11 protein-coding genes and 1 other RNA gene are annotated in these 26,369 nt (G+C 32.8%); 9 read left to right on the top strand and 3 right to left on the bottom strand.

Annotation, left to right across the window (positions count from 1 at the left end):
- Positions 1 to 1,294: 1,294 nt before the first annotated feature.
- The 4 genes from speD (at position 1,295) to smc (ending at position 9,932) form a co-directional block, all read left to right on the top strand.
- Positions 1,295 to 1,693, top strand: a complete 399-nt coding sequence (gene speD / locus P3F56_RS01335; protein ID WP_281152975.1) for an adenosylmethionine decarboxylase — start codon at positions 1,295 to 1,297, stop codon at positions 1,691 to 1,693.
- Between the two features lie 1,998 nt (positions 1,694 to 3,691).
- On the top strand, positions 3,692 to 3,856 hold the full coding sequence (locus tag P3F56_RS10380; RefSeq protein ID WP_405054759.1) for a PEP/pyruvate-binding domain-containing protein: 165 nt from the start codon (positions 3,692 to 3,694) through the stop codon (positions 3,854 to 3,856).
- A gap of 779 nt (positions 3,857 to 4,635) precedes the next feature.
- A complete protein-coding gene (locus tag P3F56_RS01340) occupies positions 4,636 to 5,043 on the top strand; it encodes a hypothetical protein (protein WP_281153669.1) in 408 nt (135 codons plus the stop codon).
- Positions 5,044 to 6,251: 1,208 nt separating this feature from the next.
- Positions 6,252 to 9,932: a chromosome segregation protein SMC gene (gene smc / locus P3F56_RS01345; protein ID WP_281152976.1), complete on the top strand. Its 3,681-nt coding sequence runs from the start codon at positions 6,252 to 6,254 to the stop codon at positions 9,930 to 9,932.
- A 706-nt stretch (positions 9,933 to 10,638) separates the two neighbouring features.
- Here the strand turns inward: smc and P3F56_RS01350 are convergent.
- Entirely contained in the window at positions 10,639 to 10,815 is a 177-nt protein-coding gene (locus P3F56_RS01350) for a hypothetical protein (RefSeq protein WP_281152977.1), read from the bottom strand.
- A gap of 2,641 nt (positions 10,816 to 13,456) precedes the next feature.
- Here P3F56_RS01350 and glpK point away from each other — a divergent pair.
- The 4 genes from glpK (at position 13,457) to P3F56_RS01365 (ending at position 18,434) form a co-directional block, all read left to right on the top strand.
- On the top strand, positions 13,457 to 14,959 hold the full coding sequence (gene glpK / locus P3F56_RS01355) for a glycerol kinase GlpK (RefSeq protein WP_281152978.1): 1,503 nt from the start codon (positions 13,457 to 13,459) through the stop codon (positions 14,957 to 14,959).
- A gap of 590 nt (positions 14,960 to 15,549) precedes the next feature.
- On the top strand, positions 15,550 to 15,735 hold the full coding sequence (gene ebsA / locus P3F56_RS10385; RefSeq protein WP_405054770.1) for a type IV pilus biogenesis protein EbsA: 186 nt from the start codon (positions 15,550 to 15,552) through the stop codon (positions 15,733 to 15,735).
- A gap of 119 nt (positions 15,736 to 15,854) precedes the next feature.
- Positions 15,855 to 16,928, top strand: coding sequence for a phosphotransacetylase family protein (locus P3F56_RS01360; protein WP_281152979.1), 1,074 nt, complete (start codon positions 15,855 to 15,857; stop codon positions 16,926 to 16,928).
- Between the two features lie 84 nt (positions 16,929 to 17,012).
- Complete coding sequence (locus P3F56_RS01365) at positions 17,013 to 18,434, top strand: protein adenylyltransferase SelO (protein ID WP_281152980.1); 1,422 nt, start codon at positions 17,013 to 17,015, stop codon at positions 18,432 to 18,434.
- Positions 18,435 to 18,624: 190 nt separating this feature from the next.
- Here P3F56_RS01365 and ssrA read toward each other — a convergent pair.
- Positions 18,625 to 19,012: a transfer-messenger RNA gene (gene ssrA, locus P3F56_RS01370) on the bottom strand.
- A gap of 2,354 nt (positions 19,013 to 21,366) precedes the next feature.
- Here ssrA and P3F56_RS01375 point away from each other — a divergent pair.
- A complete protein-coding gene (locus P3F56_RS01375) occupies positions 21,367 to 22,341 on the top strand; it encodes a methyltransferase domain-containing protein (protein ID WP_281152981.1) in 975 nt (324 codons plus the stop codon).
- A 1,368-nt stretch (positions 22,342 to 23,709) separates the two neighbouring features.
- Here P3F56_RS01375 and mrdA read toward each other — a convergent pair.
- A complete protein-coding gene (gene mrdA, locus P3F56_RS01380) occupies positions 23,710 to 25,488 on the bottom strand; it encodes a penicillin-binding protein 2 (protein ID WP_281153670.1) in 1,779 nt (592 codons plus the stop codon).
- Positions 25,489 to 26,369 lie beyond the last annotated feature (881 nt).

Here is a 26,369-nt window from a genome sequence, read left to right on the forward strand (position 1 = left end):
TTATTCTAAGGCAAGTTCTACGAGATTTAAAAAGATTATTATTATTCCCAACATATAAGTCAAAATACGACAATGTTGACGATTTTTTTAAAAAAAATAACTGCAAACGACAGGAGACAAAGCTAACTAACCTTTTAACCCTAAATACAAGATACAGTTTTTCCAGTAAATAGGTATGAGAAATTAGTAGAACAAGAAGGTTCACAAAACAGTTCAAAATACTTCAATTTTTAAAATGTTCGATCTGAGAGATACTTTAAAATTGGTTATTTTCAATCAAGGAACGCTGACGAAAAACAATTCTATCAATTAGTTTCACTAACTTTTACTTCATCTACCGTCGATGAGAAGAAATTACTTAAATTCCTTACCCATAAAACTTTTTAAATAATTATTTAGCAATATATCCTCTTAAATTCCTGATGTCATCTAACAGAATTTTATTTAATTCAACTAAATTTTTAAAAACTCGGTGTGCTCTGCTACGAGACTGATTACAGAACACTATCGGAGTAGAACAGTACAGTAAAATCATTACCCCGGGCATAAATTTCACAAAACAATTCTAGTTAACTAGATATTAGGACATATTTTTTTGCAATAAGTAGGAATTTGTAATGTATAAATTTTTTAAAAGGTTCAATATCCCGAGGAAACACAAGCGATTACAATAATAACAATATTCACTTGTTCTTCTTTGGAAACAGCATTTTTTCCAAAAATTTAAAAAACAGAATGACAATATCGTTTCTGGCGTAGAGCTACTGTTTTTTTTCTTTTCCTGAACTTTTGTCAAACTCACATTCTCTACAATATCCAAAAATCATTTTTATAAAAGTAAGAATTAACAAATATTAACTAAACTATTACTTGATGATTAGTAATGTAAAAGGAGACTAAATATAAAATAAGCTCAAGAAATAGCTATTATCCTTTAATACAATTTTTTTATTAAAAATAAAATTGTAAAATTATCTAGATTACTAATATTACCTTTCAAAAACTTTTTTATAGAAGTAAATAGTTGTTCTGATGGCTTTATTTTCTCGCCTAGCTAAACTTAAACTAACTAAAATTTTCTCTGTCATGATGTCAATTTGCTTAAGTTCTATATTAAAACCTTCTTAAAATATTTGTTGTAGCCTAGACTAGTTTTAACTTCTATTAGATTAGATATTAATCTTAATTGTCAGCAAACTTATGAAAATATTTCCATAAATGGTTGAGCTTATCAGCTAAATTGTGCTATATCTAGATATCTTGAAAGGGTAAATCATTAGGGATAAATTCAAGAATGACAAAATTGGGAACTCATTTGATTGTCGACGCTTGGCAAGCACCATCAGATCTCCTCAACGACCCCGAACGAATTCGCCATGCACTCTTAGAAGGAGTTACTGCAGGGGAGGCAACCTTGATTGATTTATGTGTTCATCATTTTAGTCCTCACGGTGTTACTGCCACAGCAACTTTAGCTGAGTCCCATATTGCTGTTCATACTTGGCCTGAATACGGTTATTTTGCAGCCGATTTGTTTTTCTGTGGCCAAGGTGATCCAGAACAAGCTTTAGCTATATTGAAAACTGCTTTGCAAGCTCAACAAGTTCAAGTGAAAATTATCGAACGAGGGTTTCCTAATCTACTTGATCACGATCCCTCTCTTACTACTACTATCTGTCAAAATGTTGCTTAAAGGTTATTAGGTAAACCTTAAAAGTCTTCTGACTTTTGATATACGGCTAATTCTCCTATTAATGACTATGCTATATAATTTAGTCATTACCTAAATAACCTTGCGCAACGGTTAAATGTTTTGTTTATAAATGGACTCTTACATCATGAGTTTTTTCTAGAGACTTTTGTAGGTAGGAGCTCTGTTTTTTGTTTTAGGTTAAATTGTTTACTAATTTATTAAGTTTATTTTTTAACCATAAAACATTTTTTAAAATTAGTTTCTATTCCTACAAAAAAAATCACTTGATGAAGAAATTTATTGAGAAGTTGTTTTAGTTATTGCCAGTTACTAGATTTTTGATATTAAATTTGATAATTTTGACAAAGTTGAGAAAAATCTAGACTTTTGGGAGTCGCAAAAAACTCTTTAAATAAAAGTTGAAAAAAGTTAATATAGTAGCGGGTTTTAAAAATTAATTTAGATGGTGTTAAACGTCTTTAAAATTCATGTTTAATAAACAATTTGTTGGTGTTACCTTAATCAAAGTTAAATTTATGATTAATAGAACACTTTTTTAACTAAAAGCCATTATTAAAGCAGTTAATGAAATATAATCAATACTATCAATTCCTCAATTACTATAAGGAATAGTTTGATTAAAACTTGGCTGCAAAAATAATTTATTTTTTTAGGTAAAATTTTAGAAAGTAACCAAACAATTTAACTTATTTTTAGGAAGTTAAATTACATAAAAATTCTATTAATCTATTGCTCAATATTTTTTAAGTCTATTAGTATGCTTTTGCCAAAACAAATAATTAAACTGCTTAGATTTAGTTTTAGTCGCATATAACTTAAGCTATTCATATTTTGTCTATAAATCATAAATTTACTTGTGTTAATGTTCAATGTTTTTAGCAATTAAATCAATAATTTAATTGCTAATCAAAATGATATTTAGCTAAATTAAAATCTTTTTATTGGGGGAGAATACCTTCGTTTTAGATTACTAAATTTAGAACTAAATTATGGACTATTTTATGGTTACGTAATATCAAATTATAGGTAGTAATTAAATGAGAATTTACAAAGGTAAAATCTATGATAGAGTATAAAGCTTCTGCCAAGATAGTATAGTCAAGGAATTAGCTTAAACTTGTTATCACTTGGCAATATTTTTGAACATGTTTCGGATAAGCATCCCTGCAATAATTATTCCCTGTTATTTAGATAACTATTAAGGTAGTAAAGATAAGAGAAAAAAAATTAACCTGCCCTAGCGTTATAAGCTAACTGTTAAATTTTGTTTAAATAATTAAGAATAAATATTTATAAAATAGTCTATTTTAATGGACAAATTCTATTTTAGAAACCTGTGCTATTTTTAGACTAAAAATAATAGTTTATTTTGAAAAAAATAGTATCTTAATTTATGCTAAAAAATAAGTAATTCTCTTCGCTAGTTATGACAAATACCATAAAGTTTCAGTTAATTAATAGCTTATTCAGCGCAAAAATATCGTAGTTATGGAGAACGATTAGCCATAAAATTTCAGAGGAGGCTACAAGTTTCTGTTGCTTTAATTTCTATCCTATACTTCAAAGAAGTAAGTAGTTAAACGTGTGATATCAGTGAGACATAAAACTCACCCTTTGTCAAATAATTCAATAGTTACAACTAAAAGTCGTTAAAGTTACTATAGGGTTGACTACTCTTTTCTATACTTACTTTAATTTGATCAAATCAGTAGAATTAAAAGTGAAATAGCAAGACATTTTTGCAGATCTTGATGTTGATAATGTGACCACTATACAAGATGCGATTACCAATGCTTATAAACAAATGTGTGAACGCCATATAAAATTGAATATGAGGAGATCATAGATGTAGCCGTGTAATCGAGTGTAACTGCCAAGAACTTACCCAAAGCTATGCGGATCAACGGAAAAACTTTCTTAACCTTCACGAGTTCAAAAAGGTGTTAGGTATCTGTCATTGCTGTTTAGCTTCCCTATTTGATTAACTGCGCAATTTTCTACAGTCATCGCAAGAGGTTTAATCATTTTCAAGTTGCCCTGTCTATTAGAGTCGAAAAGATAGTCAGTTCAGATTTAGCCACTACAGGGGCAATATTCTCTGCTGACAAGAACACACGACAAGGTTTGAAAAAACTGCTTTGATCGCGGCGGTCTAAGGTTAGGGAAAAATGTTGTATAACTGGCTGTTAACCTTGATAAATATTAGATTTTTAAATCCATCATCAAGGAGATCTATTGTTCAAAAATTGAAAAACATTCAGGTACCAAAACTGTTAAGATAGTTTATGGCAAGAGTGGCACAGAATTAACTAAAAATATAGAAGTTCTACTTTCAGAACAGCAAAAATCATAAGGAAAGTCAGCTAATCATTACCAATCAAGGGAAAAGAACTTATCATGAAGCGATTATCTCCCATGTAATAGAAATTACAGCTAACAATAGCTGTAAAAATGTTGCCAATGAAATTAAAATTTATCATAAGACGACTATTTGTTGTGGCAAAGAAGATGAAAATAGGGTTAATCAAGAGTTATTGTTCTTTAAAGTTTAAAAAACTTATTTAGATAAAATATCCTAAACTCGTACTAAAATTTAGACGAATGTGAGCAGCCCTAAAAAGTATTGTCTTTAGCAGAAATTCTCACGAGAGGTATGAGTTTAGCTAGTTTAAATTTATCATGGTAAACCATATTACAACTCATTTTTTGTTTTATTAAAGTTTAATCAATTTTGAAATAGATATAGTCTTTTTTTGTATTATTTCAGTATTTTAGGAAATTATCCATGCGTATATAGACTTATTAAAAAGTATCATAACAAGTAGTTAACTTAGAATTTAGTTTAATCAAAGCCGCAACAGCAGTTATTTTTGTTCCCCGATTAGATAAAATAGACTTAATTTAAAATAAAGATGACTAATATGGAACATGGTCTTTTGTGGCTACCCTTACTAATTATTTTCTTCTGGTTAGCTTGGAGTGGTAAAAATGAATATCAAAAACTTGAAGCGTATCGTCAATGGGCAGAAAATTTTGATCAATCAAAATATGATATTTACGCCATCATTGGGGTTAAACAAAAACAAATAACTTGGGGAAAACCAACCCAATCACTTCCAAAAAACTTACCTTCATTTTCTCTAGAAGATGTCACCGGCATTCGTCTATTAGTAAATGATTTTCCAGTAGACATCAATACCTTACCCACAAAAGGAAATCCCACTATAGAATTTAGTTTTACAGGTGATAAACTCCCCATAAAAATTCCTTTTACCGAAATTGACTTGGCAGTAAAATGGCTAAATTTTCTAGAAAATTTGAGACAATAACTAACATTATTTACTAAGTTATTTCAGTAATTTTTTCATAAATGAGATGATGTAAAACGATAAAAATGAGATCTATGTAAATAGAGATTGTTTATCGTAAATTAATACGTTGAATGTTTCCATTAACAAATAAGTAAAAATTATTTTATAATAGACTTTCCAAAGTAGGGGAAACATTACAGTCAAAACTGGCGATACAATCTAATTAGTATGCAATGTAGTTCATTACTTCATTTTATTACTCAGATGATTAACCTCAACTCTGTAAAGATAAATAATTCTTATCTAGCCGGTTAAGATAAACTCGGTTATACTTAATAGTTAATTATTAACTAACGAGATGCCAAGTAAAGAAATTTTAGATTTAAAAACTAACAAATTTTCTAAATATATGAGTTTTTTTTAAAAAAAATTAACCTCAATATATTGTTAATATATTTTGCTTTCTTGTAAATTGAAATTTATAGAATATGAGGATTCTTGAGATTGTAATAAATATTTTATTTTTTTGACTGACAGTTTTAAATAGGATTAAAATTAGGAGAAGAAAGAGATAAAGATACAACTTATATTCTTGATAAATTCCATAATTTTTCTAACTTTTGTTACTTTATGAGTCGGTACACGATCTAGGCTTACGTAAGCGTATAGCTAGATTTGTAGTTGTAGCTACAAATAGTAACTTTAAATATTGATTTTTTTTAGAAAAAGTACTTAAACTTTATGAGAAAATGTTTTAAAAAAAAGAAATATTCAATAATATTGAGCTATTTAGTCTTGCCTAAAAGTATTAATATTAGGCTGTAGAGGAATATCTATACACTTTTTATTTTTTAAAAAATCTAAATAAACAATTGAAAAACTATAGCTAATTTAAAAAAGCTTTGCTAGTTATATAAACAAGAATATCTGAATAGCTAATAAAATAGCTAGAAGCCTAAATGAAAAGATTGTAGTCAAAATTGAAGAGGTTAGTATAGATCTTAAAAAGAATCTATACTGATGAGTTAAGTGCGGATAAAAGCTATTATATTAACATTGAAGATTGAAATTCATCCCATACTTAACCCACCCTACAAAACAAGTTTTTATTATTACTATCCACTATTCCTTAACCAAGGAACCTTTGTACCGCTAAAAGGGCTAAGACTTGCTAGACTAAGGTAAACTAGCCTCTTGACAACTATCAGGCTGATGCTCTGCGTTCCATGGTTCATATCAAGCACATCGAACTCTCTCATTTTAAATCTTTTGGTGGGACTACTTCTATTCCTTTCATGACAGGGTTTACCGTAGTTTCTGGTCCTAATGGATCTGGTAAGTCAAACATCCTCGATGCGTTACTATTTTGTTTAGGACTAGCCACTTCGAAAGGAATGCGGGCTGAACGTCTGCCTGACTTAGTTAACCATGATCATATTAATAACGGCAAGACTCAAGAAACAAGTGTTTCCGTCATCTTTGATGTCTCTAATTTCTCAGATTTACAAGAATTTAGTCGAAACAGTTCTTTTATTAGTCAAGTTGCAGTAGCTAATAATAATGGAAATGGGGACGAAAATACTCTCTTAAATGAGTGCGAACAGATTAACAGTAAACGCCTGCTAAGTAGTAGTGAATGGACAGTAACTCGACGGCTGCGGGTGAAAAAAGGCGGGAACTATTCTTCAAATTACTATATTAACGGAGAACCCTGTAATGTTAGTGAACTTCACGAACAATTGAACCGTTTGCGGATCTATCCTGAAGGGTACAATGTTGTGTTACAAGGAGATGTTACTCGAATCATATCCATGAATTCTAAGGAACGACGACAAATTATTGATGAGTTAGCAGGGGTAGCCGAATTTGATCGCAAAATAGAAAAAACAAAAGAAACTCTTGAAGAAGTTAGGGAAAGAGAAGAACGCTGTCGCATTATTGAAACGGAATTGAGGCGATCACTAGAAAAATTAGCAGCAGATCGCATTAAAGCTGAAAAATATCAGAAATTGAAAACTAAAGTTCACGAAAAAGAACAATGGATGATTGTTTTATTTTGGTATTCTTTACAACAAAAAGTGATTTGTCTTACTTCTCAAATTAGCAAAGGCGAACAAGAAGTTAGTCAACTCAAAGAAACTCTAATTAACCTTACTCAACAAATTAAAAAAACTAGTAATGAACTCGACCAGCTGAACTGTCAGGTTAAAGCGTTGGGGGAAGATGAACAATTAAATGTTGCTTCCAAATTAGCTACTAAAAAAGCTCAGAAAATTCAACTTCAACAACGACAAAAGGAACTAATGACCCAGGTTCAAGAGAAACAAAAATCTCTTGAACAAACTCAAATTATGCTGACCCAATTTGAAGAAACATTCATTCAATTGACTCAAGATAGTTTAGAACTCGAAACCAACACTATCCCCTTTCTTAAACAGAAACGAGATCGCATTTATCAGACCTTAGAAATGGGACGAGAACAAGCTAACGCAATCGCAGAAACTTCTGATGCTTGGATTCAAGAACAAATGTCTATCAGCCGCAAAATTTCTGTTCTTCAAAACACCCTTAACCCTCAAAAAAGTCAACAGGCACGACTAACAGAACGCCGTCATCAATTAGAAAATCTAATTGTAGATGAAAGTCAACAATTACAAATAACTGAAGAAGAACTTAATAATCAACAACAAGAACTAAAAACTTTATCTAACCAAATTACAACATCAATAGAACAAATACAAACTATTGCTCAACAGTTAGCAGCGACAGAAACTGCTCAAAGCATTTTACAAGAAACTCAAGATCGTCTCATCAAAGAACATAGAGAAAAACAACGCCAACTTGATCGTCTTGAAGCATCTCAACAGGCACAACAGGAAGTTCAAGGAACCTATGCTGCTCAATTAGTATTAACCTCCGATCTTCCTGGAGTTTATGGGTTAGTTGCTCAACTTGGACAAGTAAACCCTCGCTATCAACTAGCCCTAGAAATTTCTGCTGGAGCAAGATTAGGATATGTGGTGGTGGAAGATGATACCATTGCGGCAGCAGGAATTAATTTATTAAAACAAGCTAAAGCAGGACGAGCAACCTTTTTACCTATGAGTAAAATTCGTTCTTCAAAAGTGCAAAATAATCCCTTATTACGTCAGTCTTCAGGGTTTATTGATTTTGCGGTTAATTTAGTAATTTGTAAACTCGAGTATTCTAAGATTTTTTCATATGTTTTTGGCAATACAATTGTCTTTGAAACTCTCAAGGATGCTCGTTCTCATATAGGAAAACAACGTATTGTTACTCTAGAAGGAGAGCTTATCGAAACCAGTGGAGCAATGACAGGGGGAAGTAAACCAAAACAATCAAATATTTGCTTTGGAACTCTTTTAAAAAAAGGATCGGAAGAAATAAAATTTATTACAAATAGAATAAATAATTTAGATAATTTATTATCTATAAATAAAAGTAAAATAACAGATAAAGTAACTAAAGTAAAAGAATTGTCTTTAACTTTAACAGAAGCTAAACATAATGAAAGAGAACAACAATTAAAATGCCAACAACTTGATAAAGAAATTAAAAAATTAACCGATCAAAAAAGAAAGTTAAACTTACAATTGGGTACCCACAAAGAAGAATTAAAAGTCATTGTTAGTAAACTAGTGATTTTAGAAGCAGAAATTACTATTTTTGAAAGTAAATTAAACGCCAAACAACAACAGTTATCTGAGCTAGAAAAGTCTCAAATAAATAGCGAATGGCAAAAAATTCAATTGTTAATTAAAACTCAAGAAAATCAGTTAAATGAACGAGAAAAAGACCTCAGAAAAGGAGAAGAAAAAATTAAAGACAGTCAAGGTAAAGCCCAACAAATATGGGAGAAAATTAATGAAAAAAAGAAGCTAATAGAATGGGATAAAAGTAAAAAAATAGCTATTGCTAATGAGCAGGAAACACTCACTAAGCAATTAAATGAGATTACGGATCAAATTCAAAAATTAGAAAGTTCATTAAAACAACTTAATTTTAAATTAGGAGAAATTAAAAAAGAACGCGATCTTTACGAAAGTACTTTGTATTCTTTGCAAAATAATCAGCAACAAAAAACGTGGAAATTAGAAAAACTAGAAATGATCCAACAAGATCGAAAGGAAGCTTTAATAAGGTTAAAAGAACAGTTAAAATCCCAAAAAGCTCAACTTCCTGAGCCCTTACCTGAAGTTCCTTTGCTCAACAAGATTAAACTAGATAGCACAGATTTTATACCTCATATTGAACAAATACAAAACGAAATTAGTAGTGAAAAAAAACGTCTTGAAGGAATGGAACCAGTCAATATGTTGGCCTTGGAAGAATATGAAAAAACTCATAGCAGATTAACTGAATTAACCGAAAAATTATCGATTATAGAGATAGAAAGAACAGAATTATTATTGAGAATAGAGAATTTTACTACTTTAAGATATCGTTCCTTTAAAGAAGCATTTGATGCAATTAATGAAAACTTTAAAACTATTTTTGCCACTCTTTCTGATGGGGATGGCTATTTACAATTAGACAATGAAGATAAACCCTTTGAAGGCGGGTTAAACCTAGTTGCCCATCCTAAGGGAAAACCAGTCCAGAGGTTAAGTTCCATGTCAGGAGGAGAAAAATCTTTAACAGCTTTAAGTTTTATTTTTTCTTTGCAAAAATACCGTCCTTCTCCTTTCTATGCTTTCGATGAAGTAGATATGTTTTTAGATGGGGCAAATGTGGAAAGATTATCAAAAATGATTAAAAAACAGGCGCAACAAGCCCAATTCATCGTAGTTAGTTTACGTCGTCCTATGATTGAAGCGTCGGAAAGGACTATCGGGGTAACTCAAGCAAGGGGTGCTTATACTCAAGTATTAGGGATTAAATTATAAATAATAATTTAGTAATTTCTTCTACGACACTCTCTTAACCTATATGATATCTGTATATTATCTTTACTTGGTCTAATCTTGAGAAAAAATTTTGCTTACTAAAATAATGTAGACGTTTTGCTAGGATTTAAACTGGGGAAAATGCCTGAGTTAGTGATTTTCTACTATAAAAGATAGACTATCAAGTCTAACCAATAGACAAATTGATTTAAGAAATCCGGCTAATTCAAGCAAGCTGTTTTTTATGGAAAAAATAATGCAGAAAGTTCTTTTAATTTAAGAGCAAAATTTTAGAGGTAACTACTCAAGATTTGCCCTTCCTTTCATTAAGCTCAAAAAAGTAGATTTAAAAGTTAGAAACCTAGCTATTTTTTACAAAATTCTAAAAGCTACTATAATCTACAGAATGACCTTAGATAAGCTAGTATTCCCCGTATGCAAAAGCATTGTCATCATCCGCTATATAAATGGTACTGACTTCCACTTCAATCAACCGCTGTAGCATTTTCCCAGAAATACTGTTTCCAACTTCTTTGGCAATGACCGGAATAGTAGGTTTACTACTTTATTGATTTTATTAAGATAGACCCTTAAAATTAGTATTTCCTTAGCTTTGAATAGATTCTTGGGGGAGATTAATCTAAAAAACTAGAACATCAGTCTGTAAAAGTTTAAAAACTTGAGAAGATTGTTTTATCCTATAAGTTTAATTGAACTGTACAGATGCTGAATTAGCAAATAAAAGAATATATAGGATAATTATCCTGATATTGAAAGTCTCAGCTAACTCTGTTTTTTCAATCGCCACGCGTTGCAACCCTAACTCTATAGCTAAATTATGGGTTTGAACAATTTTTCCTGAACAAAAATTGATGTTTTTCATCTAGGGTTTTCCCCGTCATCATGAAGGCAATGATAACGGGTGTATAGAGGGACTTCCCTAAAAATATTGGAGAAAGGTCAACTTTATTGAGCTCCAACTCTAGCAAACAGCTGTAAATGAACTGATAATGGTCTAACCAATTGCTAAGAGCGCAAAATTGTAAATCTTATTCCAGACAAATTTGCAATTAGTAATTTCCGCGTATCTAGTCTGGGTGTTACTTATTACAGTTATTTATGATTTAGTCACTCGCTATCAACATATAATAAATGTTTTAAATTAAAGAAGGATAGTTAACCATTGCTATCAAAATAGAGTAAATAAGTAAGCTTAAATAAATCTAAAATAGACAAGTAATTATAAATTAACAATAATTGGGATATTAGTTTGCCTAAAAACCAAGAATTATCAGAGCTAACTTACAACATGAAAATTGCATATAAATTGAGGACAAAAGCATTTTTTTACTTTTAAATACAAAACAATAGAAGTTTTTTAAAAGAAATTATATTGGGTATAATTACAAGAGAATATAATGTTAAAAACAGTTTATAGGTATTTCTTTTAAGAAAGATAAGAATTATGAATTTTCATAAAAGGTGAAAAAAAACAACATAGTAATTCTACAGACCCAAAGAAAAATGAACACAACTAAACATCATAGAAATGTTAGGAATTAAATCATTATTTAATTTATGTGTTTTAAACAAGTAAATTAAAACAGAACAATCTTGTAGAATTAGTAGATAAATATGTAAATAAAGCCAGAAAATTACTGCAATAATAAAGTTGCAAATACTATATTTTATTCGAAAGTTTTTTGCTAAAATTAGATAAAATTAACTCATAAAAATTGAAATAAAGAAATTTTTGATTGATTTCAATTTGCGATTAAAACCTTCTAGTATTTCTTAAATAATTACCTAATCAAAATGGGTAATAGTTTCTAACCTAGATTTTTTTTTACGCTTATTGGTTAATTAAAATAATTTAAATAACCAAACTTAGTTTTTATAAAAAAATTGTAAATTATTTTTACTGTTAATAATACTCTTGAGAGAGTTTGCAAAGTTTTACACGTATGCTTAAATTTAAATCTTTTTTTTCGATTAAATATATTTCTTGAAATATTAGCTTTTGCTCTTATTGAGCTATGATAAAATTTATCTGCTCCTACTACTTCAACTTGTGACATTAGCTGATTAACAATATTTTTGTAAAGTTTCTTACTCTTTATACGCACCTTTTAAATTTTGATCAAAATCTTTTTACTCGAAGTCTTTAGCTCTTTTCCTATTTCTCCAATTTTTCTTGTTTATATATTTTTTAAAGTTATTTTTTGATTTAAAAAATAATAATTTTAGATGATATTTTTATTAAAAAAACTTAAATTTACTATCTATAATTTTAGCTTAAATTTTTAATTTTTTCTTCATTTTTTATCTATTAAATTTATCTATTTATAGATATTTTTATGTAATTTTTTATGGAAAATATTTTTATATTTCTATATTTAAAATATTTTATTTGATTTAATTTAATCCTTGTAAAACAAGATTAAATACAAGCTAACATTCAGTTTTTTTGTTTATTACACTTACAATAAGTAATACTTGATTTTTATAGGGTCAAGATTTTACCTATTAAATATAATCTAAGATTTTATGCTGTCAGTTTAAAATAAAATAAAGCATTAAAATTACTGTTTTTTTATAAAAAAAAGATTTTAATAGGTTAATTTTTAACAATCATAGATTATTGGCATTAAATAAAAGCTTATGAAACTACCGTAAGAATAAAATATAAATATGATTTATCGTAAATAGCTAAATAAATATTGTATTTAAAACACATTTTATGAAAAACTGTAGGAATAATATCAATTAAACTTTCAGTAGTTAATATTTTTTCAAGAAAAAGTCTAAAAAATATTAGGATATATTGAATATTTCAATTATTATTTTTGCCTATACTTTAGACACTTATATCATTGCCACTTAAAAAACTTCCACTTAATTTGACTTCCCCAGTGAAAAAGGAATGAGCTAATCCCTAAATACACCGATATTCAATCAAAACAAACATTTACTACCAGCAATAATAACTATAACTGTATTATGTATTATTTTGGCTGTTCTCTCGTCATAGGACGTTTTTTTTTGTTTTGGACTTCAGAAGTAGCCAAAATAGGACAGTTACAAAACTGTCCTATTTTTCTTGCCTATTGAAAATAACAACAGTATAATATACCTAGATTCGGTACCAATTTCGATGAATCGTGGTGTGAGAAGAATAAGCAGAAAAGCATTTGGGGTCGAAACATGGCGAGACTCCCAAGTGCTTTTCTCATCAGAGTAGGAAGTACTAGTTTTAAAGTCTCAGTAGTACTGAACCTCCATATAAGTGATTAACTTAAATTCGGTTTTCGGCCTTAAAACAAATTTAAGGGGTTAAGTTACTTGTCAAACAGTCTCATGGTGAGGGTTTTGGCTGATTTGATTATAGATAAAAGGTCTTAATCATATATAAGACAGTCTATGGATATTGTCTTAAGCCTTGGCAGCTCAAAATTATTCACGATGACGATCCAAAGAATTTTCAATAAGAAATGCTTTGGACAACCTATTACTAATGATAGCCAATGACAATAAAACACGACAAATATATCCTGGCGATAGACTTAGGAACTACGGGGAACCGTGCAATTATTTTTAATAAAGAAGGCACGATTGCTGCTCAGGCATATAAAGAATTAACCCAACATTATCCTCATCCGGGTTGGTTAGAACACGATGCAACAGAAATTTGGCAAGATACCCTTAGCGTTATTGATCAAGTTCTGGAAAAAAAACAAATAGAGATTACTGCAATCGCAGCCATTGGTTTAACCGTACAACGAGAAACCTGTCTCTTATGGAATAAGACCACGGGAAAACCCCTACATAAAGCCATTGTCTGGCAAGACCGTCGTACTTCCGATCTATGTTGTGAACTACGCAAACAGGGAATATCATCTAAAATTACTCAAAAAACTGGTCTAATCCTCGATCCCTACTTCTCCGCTACTAAACTTGCCTGGTTGATCAATTGGGTTAAAGAAAACAAGCCCCTAGTCAACTTCGAGAACGTTATCGCTGGAACTATTGACACTTGGATGCTATGGAACCTAACAGGGGGTAAAGTTCACGCTACCGATCATAGTAATGCCTGTCGTACTATGTTAATGAACATCGATAGCCTAACTTGGGACCCAGATTTATTAGAATTGTTTAGCATTCCACCAACTCTCATGCCAAAAATTCAAGAAAGTATGAGCTTTTTTGGTAAAACTGATGCTAACATATTAGGGGCGGAAATTCCTATCACCGCCATTTTTGGTGATCAACAGGCCTCCCTATTTGCCCACGGTTGTGACCGTAAAGGATTACTTAAATGCACTTATGGAACCGGCTCTTTCCTAATTTTGCAGGCTGGGAAAGAAGTCATGCGCTCCAGAAATCAACTCCTTTCTACTGTTGCTTGGACAACAAATAACTCTGCTAACTATGCCCTAGAAGGAGCCATCTTTACCTCTGGAGCAGCAGTTCAATGGTTACGTGATGGCATAAAATTAATTGGTAGCGCGGCCGAAACTGAAGCTGTGGCCCGTCAGGTTTCTGATACTAATGGAGTTTACTTTGTCCCTGCGTTGAGTGGATTAGGAGCGCCTCATTGGGATATGTCAGCCAGGGGAGCATTTTTAGGTATAACTGGAGGAGCCCAGCGAGAACACATGGTAAGAGCAGTATTAGAAGCGATCGCTTACCAAGTGAAAGAAGTAGTCGAAGCTGTCAATAAAGGGTCAGACATGGGAGTAGCTCGTCTCAAGGTTGATGGAGGTGCTTCCCAAAACAATTTTTTAATGCAGTTTCAAGCTGATGCTTTAGGAATTCCGGTGGAACGTCCTGCAATACTAGATGCCACCGCCCAAGGTGCCGCTTTTGGGGCTGGATTGACCGTTGGTTTTTGGGACAGTTATGATAACCTAATTGCTACCCGTAAAATTGATCGAGTTTTTAACCCTGGAGACAATGCCTCTAAGGTTCAAGCTAACTTTATTCCTTGGCAACGAGCAGTAGAACGGGCTAAAAACTGGGTTCAATAGTCTATCCTCAAAACGGGACTGATCCCCCGATGTATCACTCTTTTGACTGATACACCGGGGGATCAGAAAGTGAACTGTTCCTTACTCTTTGTTTTACAGTATGCTCTATATTCATTCATCGCAATTAGTAAATATCAACCAAAGTCCTCATCTATAAAGTTATTTAAGTTTACTTTATTTAAATTAATATCTTTTATCTTTGTGTGACACTGCAGCTTGGCTGTTTCTTATGTCTCATCAGAGCGATACAATCGACAAGAGGGATTAAACAAATCTAGGTCGGAAATTGAAAATAGTACAATTCAAGTGAGGTTGTCTATCCCATATTCAATATAGAACCACTTTAAAATTGTTAATCTCATGACGACTGCTATAGATCAACTTGAACCTGCCCCGAAGGGAGTGTGGTCAGTTATGAACTTTGCTATCTCAAAGATGGATATGAAATGCTCCGCCATCAGCTTTCTTTATATACTCAAGGTGATCTAGAAAGAAAATGTCGTATTGAGGGAAGTGACAGAATTCCTTTTGTGGCAACGTAGTTGTTTTTAAGTTTCTCTCTTCATTAGCCTGTTGTTAGATCCAATTTAATCGGTAATAAGGACTTTATCTATGAAATAATCATTCTTGACTCAGAATTTATTAACTTTCTCATTGACCCGATTAAGACTTCTACAGAAGTTCGGTTTGCCGATTTTTATCGAGTATTCTATGGCAGATTACTGCACCTAGAAAAATCTTCTTCATCATCCCTTTACAGCAACTTTCAAATGTGAAAACTATATCAGAGCGTTAAGTGGAGGAGAAAAAGGTTAAATGCAATGTTTGATAGATGCTACATCTATACCATTTCCTAAAAAACTGCCGTTGAATGACATATTTAAGGAGTAACCTCGTGGCACTGTCAACAAAATATTTACTAGTTGGATCAATCGAAGCATGCAGTGGCAAGTCCGGAACAATTATCGGACTTGCTCATCATTTAAAGCAAAAGGGATTTTCTGTGGCCTATGGTAAACCCGTCGGAACCTATTTGGAAGATGGCTCGACTCTAGATAAGGAAGCTGATGTGCAGTTTATCACTGATGTCTTGGGCTTAAAGTCAACTCAAATGCGATCACCTTTGTTATTCCTGGAAACAAAAACTGTTGAGAAACGCCTCAAAGGGACAGATACTAAAGACTATGCCCAATTGTTAAGCCAGTCCTATGGTGACATAGAAGCTGATGTGGTAATTCTCGAAGGAGCAGGAACACTATGGGAAGGAAGTTTATTTGACTTATCAGTAATGGATGTTGCTCATACGCTCGACGCGTCGATCATGTTAGTTGCCCGTTATCATTCACCTTTAGTGGTTGATAGCCTTATCAAAGCTAAGCAGCAATTAGGCGATCATCTGACAGGAGTGATTATTAATCATATTCCTGCCGACGAATTGGAATCCACTCAAATCCTAATTAAACCCTATCTCGAAAGCCAAGGAATTAAGATTTTAGGAATGTTGCCGTCGAGTAGTTTACTCCACAGCGTTAGTGTTCGCGAAATTGCGCACCAGTTAGAAGCAGATGTGTTATGTCGTGGTGATCGCTTAGATTTAATGGTGGAAAGTCTCACTATCGGGGCGATGAATGTTAACTCGGCGTTGGAATATTTTCGCCAAGGACGACATAAAGCTGTGGTTACAGGGGGCGATCGCACAGACTTACAACTAGCTGCTTTGGAAACCTCCACCAGTTGTCTAATTTTAACTGGACACATTACCCCTCAACCTTTAATCATCAACCGGGCTGAGGATTTAGAAGTCCCCATTCTTTCAGTTAATCTTGATACCTTACAAACAGTAGAAATTGTTGATAGCACCTTTGGAACTGTTAGACTTCAAGAACAAATTAAAATAGATTGCATTGAACAATTAATGACTGAGTATTTTGATTTTGATAGATTGCTCAAAACCTTAGGACTTAGTTAAATTGATGCTGGTGTATAAGTTAACTGGTGTTCAACTCTACATTCTACAATCAAGAATTTTGGATTTAAAAATTTTTTGGCTAATATGATAGAAACCCCAGATAATCCCTTTTTCAATCTCAATTATGAACCCATTCTCGAAAATCTGGGTAGTGATTATTATGACAAAGTTGCTGCTGCTGAATTTCCCCAACAGATTCTTCGTTTCCGCAACAATGAGTTATTACCCTTGTTCGGATTATCTTCTGAAACTGTATCCGATAATCATTTCATTGAAGCGTTTGGTAAATTCCAGGGAGTTCGTCCTTTTTTAGCCTTACGTTATCATGGTTATCAATTTGGGCAGTATAATCCTCTTTTAGGAGATGGAAGGGGTTTTCTTTACGGACAAATACAGGGGACAGACAATCAATTATATGATTTTGGAACTAAAGGATCCGGTCAAACTCCTTACTCTCGTGGTGGCGATGGTAGATTAACCTTGAAAGGGGGAATTAGAGAAGTATTAGCTGCCGAAGCGTTACATTTTTTGGGAGTAAAAACATCACGTTGTTTAAGTTTAATTGAAACTGGAGAGAAGCTATGGCGTGGAGATGAACCCTCCCCTGCTCGTTCATCAGTGATGATTCGTGTTAATCGCTCCCATATCCGTTTTGGTACTTTTGAACGGTTGTATTATCTGAAACGTCCCGATTTAATTCAGAAACTATTAGACCATGTTATTGATGTTTACTATCCCGAAATTGGTCAATCTTCAGACCGTTACCCCCTCTTTTATAGAGAATTAGTTAAACGAGTTGCTAAATTAGCAGCACAGTGGATGGCGGCAGGATTTTGTCATGGAGTATTAAACACAGATAATATGTCAATTACAGGAGAAAGTTTTGACTACGGTCCCTATGCTTTTATTCCTACCTATAATCTAAAGTTTGTTGCTGCTTGTTTTGACGATGGCGGACGCTACAGTTATGGGAATCAATCGTTTATTTGTCGTTCAAATTTAGAGATGTTGCATCTCCCTTTGATGACGGTCATTCCTCTATCTATCTTGGAAGAAACTCTAGCAAAATTTGATGATTATTACCATCAGTTTTATCAAAAATTAATCCTAAGAAGATTAGGATTTGATAATTTAATGATTGCTGAGGGACGAGATTTAGTGGAAAAAACATTAGAAGTTTTACAAGAAACCCAAATAAGCTATTTTGGATTTTTTAAAACTTTATCTCAACAGTTCAATTATCGATGGCGTGAAGACAGTTTAACTATTTTAGAAAACAAAACACTGCCCCGTGCTGATTGGCAAAGTTGGCGTAGAATTTATCATCGCATTCTAAATCAGTTACCTATAGAAATGATGGAAACAGTAGAAAACTGTTTGCAAGTTCATAATCCAAAAATTAGTTTAGTAAAAGAAACTATTGAAACAGTTTGGGAAGCGATTACCTATAAAGATGATTGGCAACCTTTTTATAACTTAATTAAAAAACTACAATTAAAAGGGTGACTGATATCCTATAAAGTCGTCTTTAATAAAATTTTTCATATTCCCCACAGTTTTTAAGAGGGAAAAGCCTAATAATTCAATTAGCCACATTGGTTGATAACCCTAAGGTTATCAACCAATGTGGCTTTGTCCAGCAAAAATACCCAGCTATGACCATAAGTTAGCTGAGCTTTTTTAAAATTAATGTTATTTATGGAGCCGAGCAGAGTCGAACTGCTGTCCAGACTGGGTATTGACTGTCCGCTCATTCACAGGTTTAGTTCTTTTAATCCGCAGAACGGGAACCATTCTTTATCCCGAATGGTGGGATACTCCAGTAAAGTCTTTACCCAATAGCTAACTAGAGATGGCTATAAAGTGCATCCGTTGGGGTTAGGCTTCTAGAACTTAACGGAGTCACCCTAGAAGCGAGCGGAACTTTTGAGAGTTCAGTTATGCAGCTACTGCTGCTCGCTCAAACTTGACGATTTTATTCGCAGTTACTTTTTTGTTTGAGCCTTGGATTTACGAGAGGAGACTCACTCTCGACCTGAATCACGGAGGAGCTTTCGCCAACCTGTCGAAACCGTTGCGGCCCCCCGCTAGTCTTATCTATAATTATAAGTCCTGGTCTAGTATATTGACAACTTAACAAAGGATGATTATCCAATTTATTTAACCACTTCTCGTCTAGGACCCATGGCATAAAAACCTGTATGGAGTTGTCACTAAATCTCCAGTTATTGTGATTGCATTCTTACTTATGGAAACATTGCATATAAGCAGCTTTAAATAAACGCTTAAAAAAACAGATTATTTCTTATCCTTATATTTAAGCAATTAGAGTTTAATGTATATTGCCCTGACTAATACTTTTTAAAAGTAACTTTTTTGATAAAGACTGTATTTTACAACCTTAGCCAAACTGTATTTATCTTTGAATACCCTTACGACAATTTCATGAGTTTGATTTGATGCTATTCCCATCCTATTACATTTAGTCTGGCACTATAAAGCTGAAAAATTCTGCTTTATCTGATTCTTTATCTAAAATTTTTAGTTTTTTTACTTCTTTGTTTTTAGGACATGGGTCAATTCTCGTACTCACTTTTGTTCATTTTTATTGCGAGCTCTTCTTTTAAAGCTTATTTATTCTTCCTGGAGTTTATTTTATCTTTCTCTTTTTTTTTAAAAAACTAAATAATTATTGACTATTAGTTATTAATTTCATCTCTTTTTAAGAGTTGTTTAATACATTTTCTGTTTTATTCAATTCAAGTTATTTTTTCTATTTTTTAAAAAATTAAACAGTCTTTCTCTTGTTATCGTCCTGGACAAAATTCTGTGGTCACGAGTCAACTTTAATAGTTATTACTTTTCTGATTCTATCAGTCTAATTTTTAGTTGAGCTGAGATCTAAGATAATCGCTATTTTTTAAATGCTTTTTAATTTTACATTTAGAGAGCTCATCGACTGAGATAGTCTGCTTATCTGGAAGAATAATTCAACGTTTTAAAAATCTTTCCCTCTTCCATTAAGCCAAACCACTGTTTTATAGAAACTTACTTCCACATAGATTCACCAATTACCAGAGTAATTCAAACATTTTCTAAATTCTACAATTCGTTATCTTTTAGTCCCCCATACATCATCTTCATTAGTAGAGATGCCAGCTGCCAAGAAAATTAAATTTCTGCCATTATAATTTTTTTTGGCAGTTACCTTTCAAGAAAATAGAGTAATTTTGCTAACAACTATTGCTGTCATTCTCACAACTATTAAAAGCTATTTTTTTCTCTAGTTTACTCCTAACACACCAGCAAATTTTATAGGTCTAAGTATTCAAATATAAATGAGCAACACTATATATAAAAATATTAATAATATAATTAAGTTGTTAATTTTAGGTTGGTTTAAATCAGGTACTCACACTAATTATAGTGAATAAACTAGCTAATTGCATCTTCATAGTTTACTAAATTAGTTTCGCTTATACATTAATCAATAACTCAGTAATAACTAATTTTTTAGGCTATCAATTATTATTTAATTGTTGTTCAACAGGTTTTAATAAAAAAATATAAAGAGCAGAAAATATAAATATAAATTATCATTATATTCAATTTTAATGATTAAGTAGATAATGAAGGTACACTAAAAATATATCAACTATCTTTTACATTATTTTTCTCATAAATAGTAAAAATATTTCGTAATGCAACTAACATGAATAGTGTCCTAATTTTTACTGGTAAATATTTTTTAATAGATTTTTTCTCTTTTTTACCTTGTCAGCTTGTTAGTTTATTAACTTAAATATATTTTTTAAAAAGCTAGTCTGTATTCAAACTATTTTTCTGGTTTTAGACGGTTACATATATTCATATTAAATTTTTTATTTCTTTTTCGGATTTATTGAATTATTTTATCTACTTTTTTTCCACTAGTTATAATTAACGGCTTACCAGAGATTTAGATCTGATTAATTTAAAAAAATTAAACAAATTTATTCCACAGTTTTGCTGAGTATTTCTCAGTCGCGTTAACCCAAGTTTGTTACCCCGATGAATTGCTATGAGAACTTTCGAGAAACCAGTTTTAAACAAATGGTAATTATCTCTATCTTCAACACTATTGTTGACAATTTAATCGAACTAACTCTATCTTTTTTTAAAAAATTTTTTAGTTTTACTGAACTTAAATCAAGGCCATCCCCACTCCGATATTGAGAACGTTCTTAAACGAGGAGATAAAATTACTTAACCAAAGTCCTTATAGCTAACCCTGTTAACACACTTTTCGTGATGATCGCTTTTAAATCTAAAACATGTATTAATATAGTGCTGTTTAATTTATGTCCAACCACCTAATCCCAGTAAAAAACAACAGTAAATTTCATAACTTGATATAGTAAAACTACTAATGTAAACGGATATTACGGTTTGAGAACTGATGGACTTATATTACCCTCTGGGATTTCTACTAGTCTCACTAGCAATGGGGATTACACTCTATCTAATAACCCCTCGTCGTTATCAGTCTTCCGACACGGTAGCTAAATCCTACGATGAATGGACTCAAGACGGTATTCTAGAATTTTACTGGGGGAAACATATCCACTTAGGTCATTATGGTTCGCCACCCCGAAAAAAAGATTTCTTGACGGCTAAGTCTGACTTTGTGGATGAAATGGCCAAATGGGGAGGGTTAGACCAATTGCCTCATGGTACTACCGTTTTAGATGTAGGCTGTGGCATTGGTGGAAGCAGTTGTATTCTAGCAAAAGATTATGGGTTTGATGTAACAGGAATTACCATTAGTTCCCAACAAGTTAAACGTGCCCAGGAGTTAACCCCTAAGGGGGTTGATGCTAAATTTAAGGTAGACGATGCCCTAGCTCTTTCTTTCCCAGATAATAGTTTTGATGTGGTGTGGTCCATTGAAGCAGGTCCCCACATGGTAGATAAAGCCAAATATGCTCAAGAAATGATGCGAGTATTGAAACCTGGCGGTTTGTTGGTCGTAGCTGATTGGAATCAAAGAGATGATCGTAAAAAGCCTCTTAATTTCTGGGAAAAACTTGTAATGCGCCAACTTCTAGATCAATGGTCTCATCCGGCATTTTCTAGTATTGAAGAGTTTTCTGAACTATTAGCAGAAACGGGATTAGTAGAAGGACAAGTGACAACAGCCGACTGGACACGAGAAACACTTCCTTCTTGGTTTGATTCTATTTGGCAAGGAGTTGTTCGACCTGAAGGATTATTACGTTTTGGTCTATCGGGATTTATTAAATCTTTGCGAGAAGTTCCCACTTTGTTATTGATGCGTCTTGCTTTTGGTAGTGGTATTTGTAGATTTGGGATGTTCTGCGCAGTTAAAGTTAATTCTTGTCCCGAATTAACTTTAACTGCGCAGAGGAAATAGTTCAAACTGAAGGAACTAATTGTCATCAATAAAAAGTAAAAGTTAATTGTAAGTAGGTAGGCTAAAGTACTGCTAGGTTTATGGTTAAATAGAAGTACGCATTGATAATTTACGTTAAATACGGTCTGCCTGGAATAGATAAAGTAATCATAATAATAATCGGATAAACTCAAAATTGCTCAATTATCTCTAGGCTTTCAACCAACTGAATTCCCCCTTTTTTGATTGAAACTCGTAAATTTTTAGCTATTCCTATAATTAAATCTAACTCTTGGTCATGAGGTAAATTTATAAACATCTTGGACGAACAATTGTCTCTTAAATATTAAACTTCAATAATCGAATATCAAGTATAAAAGTCTGAATGACACTTAGCTATCAGCCTCTTCCTGAAAATTTAGAAAACCATTTCCCAATTTTAGAGCAACCCCACCATACCACTTTTATGCTCTTTATTTTTAGCGATTATTTTATGTGTTAAGAAACACCATATTTAAGTCTATTTGTAAATAATTAACTTCTACTTAAAACAAATTCCCTATGGTCTCTCTAGGTTTAAGCAGTTTATATCAATCTGCTCAAACTCGATAGTGTTTGAAACTACAGTGAGCAAAATATTGCCGCTCTAGCATGGGACTTTGGAGTAACTGAGGTGCAGTACTGTTCCATTGATTACGTCGAAAGATACAAAGGTCAACCTTACCTCCAACCTAGACATTCATGTATTGTTTTATAGTTGCCTTAACTTTCAAAGACAGAAAATTTTACAAACTCTCAAATACTTAAAACTGGGAGTAAAAAAATTGCTTGGTGTTTATGATCAAAACTGCGTTCCTTGAATTAAGCGATTAAAGCTTGTCATTAACATTCACTATTATGAAGCTAAGGTAATGGAGATTGTCCGCTGATCGTACCTATCAACTGATCAAGTTTGTGTAGCACAAAAGCTGGAATGGATCCCTCCCTCGAAATACTCTTATAGAAGAGAATTGCCTTCGTTGACTACGAAAATCTAGTATAAACCTATGTTTACTTGATTCAGGTACATGCTTCTAGATCAATAAATTTAATCCAATGTGGCTATGAACTGTTTTATAGCTGGAACCAAGCAGTGACACTAAAAAGAATCTTCAAGGGAAGAGTTATCAGACTGTGCGCAAATTAAAAGAGCATTAGGGTAGAGTTTACTAAGAAACCCCCTCAAAAATCATAAATTTTTGAGAAAAACAATAAGTTTTACTAAATTAAGATCGCTATACTCATAATCTTGTACTTAGTTACAAATTAACTAATGAACATAGGAAACAGGGAACATTTCGATACACTCAATGTTATACTCAGTCTTTTAAAGAGTAACCCTAAAAACAGTTATTTTTTATTTTTAAAATGAGCTTCCATGACCTGACGCACCATGGGGGCAGCTACCGACCCTCCACCCCCGCCGGAATGTTCAGCAAAAGCCACCACTACAATTTCTGGTTTATTATAGGGAGCATATCCCCCAAACCAGGCATGTACCTTCCCTGGAGGAGCTTCTGCAGTACCAGTTTTTCCTGCCACAGGTGGTAAGTTTGGCGTATTCAAGGCTTTTCCGGTTCCACTTGACACAACTTCCCGTAGTCCTTGTTTCAAGGTCGTAATAGTACTAGGTTTAAGATTCATAGACGTTCGCCATTTACTCACATCCCCGTCTCCTTTCAAAAAATGGGGTTTGACTCGATAACCACCATTAGCAGGGACGGCAAACATGATGGCTACTTGTAGGGGAGTTGCCTGAGTAAACCCTTGGCCAATAGACATATTTACCGTGTCTCCATCAGTCCATCCCCAACTGTAATTTTTTCGTTTCCAGGTATCATCGGCAATTAACCCTCGTGCCTCTTCTTCTAACTCAATGCCGGTTTTGTCTCCAAAACCATAGTTACGCGCCCATTTGATTAAGTTTGGACCTCCTACTCCGCGGCCGATTTGTCCATGAAAAGTATTACTACTCCAGGCCATCGCTCGAACATAGCCCATCGGTCCAAATCCAGCCCGATTCCACTCCCCAAAAGCCGTCCCCCCAACATTGAGGTAGGCGAAGGTATTCAAAACTGTATTGGGGGGATATTTCTCTGTTTCCATTCCGGCAGTCGCCGTGACTATTTTAAAAATAGAGGCAGGAGGAAATCCCCGTAAGGCTCGATTAACAAAAGGGTCTCCTTGACGACGCCATTTCTCCCAAGTTTCAGGCGTAATTTGGCTAGAAAATACATTGGGGTTGAAGCGTGGATAACTAACCATAGCCAAAACTCCCCCGTCTCTTGGATCTATAGCGACGATAGCCCCTTTACGTTGACCTAGAGCAGCTTCTGCGGCTTTCTGTACGTCTAAATCTAGAGTGAGAGTAACATCTTTTCCCGCCTTCCCAATTTTTTGTCCCAAAACTTTTACTACTTTTCCTCCGCCGTCTACTTCTAGCTCTAAGCCTCCCCATTCCCCTCGTAATTGTTGTTCATAAGCCGCTTCTACCCCCATTTTACCTACAGTATCTCCTAGACGGTATCCTTCGGAACGACGTTTAGATAATTGTTCAGCATTAAGTTCTCCAGTGTATCCTAAGACATGAGCTGCTAGATCTTGGTTAGGATAGTTTCGTACACTTTCGATATCGACTTCAAGTCCGTTAAGTTCACTTTTAAACTCTTCTAGTGCAGTAATTTGAGCAGGGTTAAGACTACGGGCTATACGGATAAGAGTGGGGGAATTATACCCTGCTTGTTTAATCTTTCGTTCAATATTGTCTTCTGGAATAGATAAAAGTTGGGATAGGTAGCGTAAATTTTCTTCCCAGTTAGATTCTTTGATGACAACAGGCCAAAGATAGGCAGCATGAGTTAAGCGGGTTGAGGCTAAGACTCTACCTTTGCGGTCAAAAATATTGCCTCTTACAGGAGGTTTAGGAATGATGCGAATACGATTATTTTCGGCTTTTTCCCGGTAAACTTCTCCTTCCAACAGTTGTAGATAGACAAGACGTGACCCAATCGCCCCTAATAGAATTAAACTAATTAGGATCATAATTAGCCAAGGCTGACGTTTTTGCCCAATAGTACGATTGGTTTTATTTTGTCTTGTATTGTAAAAACCATGACCATCACCAAACATTGGTGTTTGCCATTTGGACTGAGAGTGGGAAGAATCGGTAAGCCGCATATTGTCTATTCAAGAATTATCAACGTACTAGGATAGCTTTTTTAACACTATTATTTTTAGTATAGAAGTGTTGAACTTGATTAAAAACCCCTAAACTATAATCTATGACTAATACTAATTCTCTACTTCCTTATTTACCAGAAGGCTTTTATAAAAAGTTTAAAGTTCCTGATAATCATTGGTAAAACTTACGCCGGAGTGGTAAAAGTCTTCTTATGTTTATCATTTAAGCTTACTCTAAAATTAGAGTTTTTGATATAGACATGTTAATTCGTAGATATACCTTAATTATTACATCTCTACAACAGTCAAGATAGAAGATTACGTTAATTGAACGGGTAGTTTTAGGTAAAAGTGCACACTTATAGAATATTTACCGTTATATATTATATATATTTAAACATTAAATTTACTATCAAAAACGAAATGAGAAGAAGAAATCTTAATAAAGTATAAATATACTATGATTTAACTTATCAAGGCTATAAACTTTGGGTGAGAGACACACTTAATATTAAATTAATCATGTTTTTTTAAAAAAAACTCAAAAATAAGTTTATCAAATCAGGAATAACTTTACCAAAAAATATCTAGTTTTCCCAGCTAATATTCGTACTTACATGGTTACTATTTACACTAATTGAACATAATTAAAACTTGTTTATTTATAAAATAAATAATATTTTCTCTGTTTATTTAACGAGCAAGGCAAGAAACAAAAACAAGATAATTTATTTATCATTTGGAAGTTATGCTCAATTTTTTACTTATACAAAAAACAGAGTACTTAGTATTTATTGACTATTTATTTAAAAAATAAGTCTTAGTATTTC

Source organism: cyanobacterium endosymbiont of Epithemia clementina EcSB, from assembly GCF_029919255.1.
Lineage (GTDB): Bacteria > Cyanobacteriota > Cyanobacteriia > Cyanobacteriales > Microcystaceae > Rippkaea.